Origin of the sequence: Pseudomonas sp. NPDC087804, from assembly GCF_044742965.1 — a bacterium.
Taxonomy (GTDB): domain Bacteria; phylum Pseudomonadota; class Gammaproteobacteria; order Pseudomonadales; family Pseudomonadaceae; genus Aquipseudomonas; species Aquipseudomonas rustica.
The window spans coordinates 125617-132005 of sequence record NZ_JBIUVN010000013.1 but is presented as its reverse complement, the minus strand read 5'-3'; the positions used below and the strand labels follow the sequence as shown (position 1 = coordinate 132005).

The window sequence follows — 6389 nt, the reverse complement described above, 5'->3', positions numbered from 1 at the left end:
CTCCAACGACATCATGCGTTACGCCGAAGAGAGCGATGACGGCAACATCCAGAACATTGATGTCAATGCGATGGAAAAGCACGCCAACCAATACATCTCGCAGCAAATCTTCAACATTCTGACGGCGCAGGCGGTGACGACTGACTACGATCAGAACTATTTCCGCCGCGCCGGCATCGACATCGGTGAGACCATTCGCCTGGATGCCAACGACCTGTTCATGAGTCTGGCCGGCCCGGTGGCGATTGCCTACGCCGAATCGGTGGTGCCGGAAACTCCGCCGCCGAGCAGCGACAAATTCAAGGTGTTCGATAAAGAACCGCAGCGCCTGAACATCGACGATCTGTTCTTCCGCTCGATCGACCTGCCGCACTTCAACAAAGTCACGCAGGCGATTGAAGGCATCAGCCTGCTGCCGATCGAATCCAAGCGTTATCGCGCTTCGCTGGAGCAGTACAAGAATTCCGGCTACGACGCCGCCGCGTTGCACGACCTGCACTTCTTCAAGAATTGCTCGTCGGTGGTCTCGATCGTTTCGCTGCCGAAGGATTACAAGCTGTCGTACATGGATCTGAACCGGTTGAAGACCCACCTCAACAGCCTGTTCCCCAACACCACGCTCAAGCGTTATGCGCTGGTGATCGGCGCCTCGGCCAACCTGTCGTTGACCACATTGATCGCGAAGAGCCCGTGCCTGTCGGATGATTTCCTGACCTTGATCGTCGCCTTCATCAAACGCTGCTTCGCCAAGACGCCGTACCGTTTCGATGAGACGCTGGACAACTCGATTCTCGACTTCATCATTAATGAAGAATTCGACGAAGATCGCATTGATGATCTGCTTAATGAATTCGAGAACCCGGCGAAGATCCTCGACACCAACTGGTACGCGATCAAACCGATGTACGAGAAGAAGTACCGCGAGCTGATCAACGACAAAGACAAGTTTGTCTCGATCAATGACATTCGGTTGTCGCGCGATTGTGTGAAGAAGTCGATCAAGTATTTGCGCGAGATCTATCGTCACCGGATTGGCAAGACCAAGGTTATTTCGCTGAATAACCATACCGGGAAGTCGTTTACGGTCTGATCGAAGACCGCGTCGCGGCAATCGCGAGCAGGCTCACTCCTACAATTGGAATGCGTTTCCCTGTAGGAGTGAGCCTGCTCGCGATGAGGCCATTTCAGACGCACCAATTCTAAATTCAATATCCAGAAACAATTAAGCAGCCCAAAGGCTGCTCTCTCAACTGTTCCCGTTACGTTTACGTCACCGTGATGCCACCCTCGCTTGTGGCCTTTCTTCACGGCAACGTGCCATCACGCTACTCCGCTACACACTTTTCGCTGACCAGCGGACGCACCATCAAGGTGCAACGTCGGCAGAACCCGCCCTTTCCTGGATCAGAATCCACGGCGAAACCACCACTGCCCACAGTTGCGGATCGCGTTCGAAAAGATCCAGCGCCCGCGTTTCAGACAGCTTGGCGACTTTGTCTTCGGCCAGCCAGGCGGCGACTTTCTCGCCATCATCCGACGCCACGGCCTCGGCGGCGGCGATCAAATCCAGGTCAGGGTCGACCCACAATAGGGCGCCCTTGGCGAAGAACGGCTCCAACTCTTTCCAGGTAATAGATGCGGTTTCACCAAGCAGCTTGGCATAGAGGGTGCTAGGTTCTTGATTCATGGGAACTGTCCGGAAAAGAAATCGACGCGAATAATAACGTCGGTGATCCGTCAGCAAAACCCGGTTGCAAAAGGCTGTACCGAACGAAAAGAGCAGGAAAGCCAAGGAATGCTGCTGATTGGGGCATAACCCCACGAACGCCCCGCCGCAATTCTGTCTTTTTCATTCAAAAAAGCGACACCCTCAGGTTTTGCCCCTCGGCGCCCGCTTCCCAGGCTAACAACCGGCGCTCTACACTGTACCGGTACAGTTGCCGGGGGCATTTCCGGAGGGTATCGCAAAGATATCTGACCCGGTTCTGCTGCTACGGCGCCAGAACTCAAAAAAAATACAACAGTAAGAGTGGAGCACTATGACTAAGGCTACTAAGCAGATTTCCAAACTGTTTGCCGCTATGGTTCTGGCCGGGGTTGCCAGCCATTCGTTCGCAGCTGACACCATCAAAATCGGTATCGCCGGCCCTAAGACCGGTCCAGTAGCCCAATACGGCGACATGCAGTTCAGTGGCGCGAAAATGGCCATCGAGCAAATCAACGCCAAGGGCGGCGTCGACGGCAAGAAACTCGAAGCCGTTGAATACGACGATGCCTGCGATCCGAAACAAGCAGTAGCGGTAGCGAACAAGGTCGTCAACGACGGCGTCAAGTTCGTGGTCGGTCACCTGTGCTCCAGCTCCACTCAACCGGCTTCGGACATCTACGAAGACGAAGGCGTGATCATGATCACCCCGGCTGCCACCAGCCCGGACATCACCGCCCGTGGTTACAAAATGGTCTTCCGTACCATCGGTCTGGACAGCGCCCAGGGCCCTGCCGCCGGTAACTACATTGCCGATCACGTCAAACCGAAAATCGTTGCTGTGCTGCACGACAAACAGCAATACGGTGAAGGCATCGCCACCGCCGTCAAATCGACCCTTGAGAAGAAAGGCGTGAAAGTTGCCGTGTTCGAAGGCGTCAACGCCGGCGACAAGGACTTCTCCTCGATCATCGCCAAGCTCAAGCAAGCCAACGTCGACTTCGTTTACTACGGCGGCTACCACCCGGAGCTGGGCCTGATCCTGCGTCAATCGGCTGAAAAAGGCCTGAAAGCCAAGTTCATGGGTCCGGAAGGCGTGGGTAACGACTCGATTTCGCAGATCGCCAAAGACGCTTCCGAAGGTCTGCTGGTAACCCTGCCGAAATCCTTCGACCAGGATCCGGCCAACATCGCCCTGGCTGATGCATTCAAAGCGAAGAAAGAAGATCCGAGCGGCCCGTTCGTGTTCCCTTCCTACTCGGCGGTTGAAGTGATTGCCGGCGGTATCACCGCTGCCAAGAGCGAAGACCCGGCCAAAGTGGCTGAAGCCATTCACGCTGGCACCTTCAAAACCCCGACTGGCGACCTGAGCTTCGACGCCAAGGGCGACCTGAAGGACTTCAAATTTGTGGTTTACGAGTGGCACTTCGGCAAACCAAAAACTGAAGTATCCCCTCAGTAAGGCGCTGCCTGACTGACTGCCAATAAAGCCCACGGCGTGCCGTGGGCTTTGTTTTACGAATGTATGGGCCGCGCTGGCGTGATCCGCCAGTCTCCCCACCTGAAAATCTCAAAACCGTCATCAGCGGTTCGCTGGCAAAACCCGGATTCGAAGTGGATACAGATCCACGGGGCCGGGCGGGAAAATGACTCCACCAGTGAAATGCGTATCAGGTTTTTAGGAGCGTTGTAATGCCTGACCTCTATCACTTCTTCCAGCAGCTGGTTAATGGTCTGACCATTGGCAGCACGTATGCCCTGATTGCCATCGGCTATACGATGGTTTACGGCATCATTGGAATGATCAACTTCGCCCACGGCGAGGTGTACATGATCGGCTCCTACGTGGCGTTCATCGCCATCGCCGGGCTGGCCATGATGGGAATCGACAACGTCCCGCTGTTGATGACCGCGGCCTTCATTGCGAGCATCGTTGTCACCAGTTCATACGGTTACAGCATCGAACGGATCGCCTACCGCCCCCTGCGCGGCAGCAACCGTCTGATCCCGCTGATCTCCGCCATCGGTATGTCGATCTTCCTGCAGAACACGGTTCTGCTGGCGCAAGACTCCAAGGACAAATCCATCCCCAACCTGATCCCCGGGAACATTTCCTTCGGGCCAAGTGGCGCACATGAAGTGCTGATTTCCTACATGCAAATCGTGGTGTTCGTGGTGACGCTGATCGCCATGCTCGGCTTGACGCTGTTCATCTCCCGTTCTCGCCTGGGTCGCGCCTGCCGCGCCTGCGCCGAAGACATCAAGATGGCCAACTTGCTCGGCATCAACACCAACAACATCATCGCCCTGACCTTCGTCATTGGTGCTGCGCTGGCGGCCATCGCGGCCGTGCTGCTGAGCATGCAATATGGCGTGATCAACCCCAACGCCGGTTTCCTCGTCGGCCTCAAAGCCTTCACCGCAGCAGTACTCGGCGGCATCGGCAGCATCCCCGGCGCCATGCTCGGCGGGTTGGTGCTTGGGGTGGCGGAAGCGTTTGGCGCCGATATCTTCGGCGACCAATACAAGGACGTCGTGGCTTTCGGCTTGTTGGTTCTGGTGCTGTTGTTCCGTCCGACCGGCATTCTGGGCCGTCCGGAGGTTGAGAAAGTATGACTAGGAATCTTAAACAGGCACTGTTCAGTGCCTTGCTGGTGTGGGCTGTGGCCTACCCGGTACTCGGACTGAAACTGACCATCGTCGGCATCAACCTCGAAGTGCATAACACCAGTCCGATGATTCTGGCGACCATCGCCATCTGTTCGGTGCTGATGTTCCTGCGGGTGCTGTTCAACCAGCAGATCAGCAAGGCGTGGAAATCCTCGCCGGGTATGCCGCTGATCCCGGCCAAGGCCAGCAACTTCCTGACCCTGCCGACTACGCAACGCTACTTCATCATTGCGCTGATCATCGGTGCACTGGTGTGGCCGTTCTTCGGTTCGCGTGGCGCGGTGGACATCGCAACGCTAATCCTGATCTACGTGATGCTCGGCCTCGGCCTGAACATCGTCGTCGGTCTGGCCGGTCTGCTCGACCTCGGTTACGTCGGCTTCTACGCCGTCGGCGCCTACAGCTACGCGCTGCTGTCGCACTACTACGGCTTGAGCTTCTGGATCTGCCTGCCGATTGCCGGCCTGATGGCGGCGACGTTCGGCTTCCTGCTGGGCTTCCCGGTGTTGCGTCTGCGCGGTGACTATCTGGCGATCGTGACCCTCGGCTTCGGTGAGATCATCCGTCTGTTCCTGCGTAACCTGACCGACATCACTGGCGGTCCGAACGGCATCAGCAACATCGAGAAACCGACGTTCTTCGGCCTGACCTTTGAACGCAAGGCTGCGGAAGGGATGCAAACCTTCCACGAGTATTTCGGCCTGCAATACAACTCGATCAACAAGGTGATTTTTCTCTACCTGGTTGCCCTGGTGCTGGCGCTGGCGGCGCTGTTCGTTATCAACCGTTTGCTGCGCATGCCGATCGGCCGAGCGTGGGAAGCGCTGCGTGAAGACGAGATCGCCTGCCGTGCTTTGGGTCTGAATCCGACGATCATCAAGCTGTCGGCGTTCACCCTTGGCGCTGCGTTCGCCGGTTTCGCCGGTAGCTTCTTCGCCGCCCGTCAGGGTCTGGTGACCCCGGAATCGTTCACCTTCATCGAGTCGGCAATCATCCTCGCCATTGTCGTGCTGGGTGGTATGGGCTCGCAGCTGGGTGTGATCCTGGCTGCCGTGGTAATGATCCTGTTGCCGGAAATGATGCGTGAGTTCAGCGAATACCGCATGTTGATGTTCGGTGCGCTGATGGTGTTGATGATGATCTGGCGTCCACAAGGTCTGCTGCCGATGCAACGCCCACACATGGAGTTGCGAAAATGAGCCGCGAGATCTTAAAAGTTGAGAACCTGAGCATGCGCTTCGGCGGCTTGCTGGCGGTCAACGGCGTGGCCCTGACCGTCAAAGAGAAACAAGTGGTTGCCTTGATCGGGCCGAACGGCGCGGGCAAGACCACCGTGTTCAACTGCCTGACCGGTTTCTATCAGCCCACCGGTGGCAGCATCCTGCTCGACGGCGAGCCGATTCAAGGCCTGCCGGGCCACAAGATCGCCCTCAAAGGCGTGGTGCGCACCTTCCAGAACGTGCGCTTGTTCAAGGACATGACGGCGGTCGAGAACCTGTTGATCGCCCAGCACCGTCACCTGAACACGAACTTTCTGGCCGGCCTGTTCAAGACCCCGTCGTTCCGCAAAAGCGAGCGCGAGGCCATGGAATTTGCCGAGTACTGGCTGGAAAAGGTCAACCTGAAAGAGTTCGCCAACCGTACCGCCGGCACCTTGGCCTACGGTCAGCAACGGCGTCTGGAAATCGCCCGCTGCATGATGACCCGTCCGCGGATCCTCATGCTCGACGAACCGGCCGCCGGCCTGAATCCGAAGGAAACCGAAGACCTCAAGGCGCTGATCAGCGTGCTGCGTGAGGAGCACAACGTCACCGTGCTGTTGATCGAACACGACATGAAACTGGTCATGAGCATTTCCGACCACATCGTCGTGATCAACCAGGGCACGCCTCTGGCCGACGGCACGCCGGAACAGATCCGCGACAATCCTGAAGTGATCAAAGCCTACCTGGGGGAAGCGTAAATTCTGCAGTTCGAAAACGTTTCCACCTTCTACGGCAAGATCCAGGCCCTG

Annotated in this window: 5 protein-coding genes and 1 pseudogene; 5 read left to right on the top strand and 1 reads right to left on the bottom strand. The window is 57.0% G+C overall.

The window, feature by feature from the left end:
• Window positions 1-1090: pseudogene (locus ACIOMO_RS17640) on the top strand (hypothetical protein); the annotation flags it as partial.
• A gap of 276 nt (window positions 1091-1366) precedes the next feature.
• On the opposite strand, the gene ACIOMO_RS17635 reads toward ACIOMO_RS17640, so the two are convergent.
• Complete coding sequence (locus tag ACIOMO_RS17635) at window positions 1367-1687, bottom strand: DUF2288 domain-containing protein (RefSeq protein ID WP_401242430.1); 321 nt, start codon at window positions 1685-1687, stop codon at window positions 1367-1369.
• A gap of 352 nt (window positions 1688-2039) precedes the next feature.
• Between ACIOMO_RS17635 and ACIOMO_RS17630 the strand changes: the two genes are divergently transcribed.
• The 4 genes from ACIOMO_RS17630 to livG all read left to right on the top strand — a co-directional run bounded on the left by ACIOMO_RS17630 (window position 2040) and on the right by livG (window position 6338).
• Window positions 2040-3167, top strand: a complete 1128-nt coding sequence (locus tag ACIOMO_RS17630; protein ID WP_053117839.1) for a branched-chain amino acid ABC transporter substrate-binding protein — start codon at window positions 2040-2042, stop codon at window positions 3165-3167.
• A gap of 230 nt (window positions 3168-3397) precedes the next feature.
• On the top strand, window positions 3398-4321 hold the full coding sequence (gene livH / locus ACIOMO_RS17625; RefSeq protein WP_401242426.1) for a high-affinity branched-chain amino acid ABC transporter permease LivH: 924 nt from the start codon (window positions 3398-3400) through the stop codon (window positions 4319-4321).
• A complete protein-coding gene (locus ACIOMO_RS17620; RefSeq protein ID WP_008082257.1) occupies window positions 4318-5574 on the top strand; it encodes a high-affinity branched-chain amino acid ABC transporter permease LivM in 1257 nt (418 codons plus the stop codon). Before livH ends, ACIOMO_RS17620 begins: the two co-directional genes overlap by 4 nt.
• Window positions 5571-6338 carry a high-affinity branched-chain amino acid ABC transporter ATP-binding protein LivG gene (livG, locus tag ACIOMO_RS17615; protein ID WP_034154995.1) on the top strand — a complete coding sequence of 256 codons (768 nt, stop codon included), beginning with the start codon at window positions 5571-5573 and terminating at the stop codon, window positions 6336-6338. The genes ACIOMO_RS17620 and livG overlap by 4 nt, the downstream gene beginning before the upstream one ends.
• Window positions 6339-6389 lie beyond the last annotated feature (51 nt).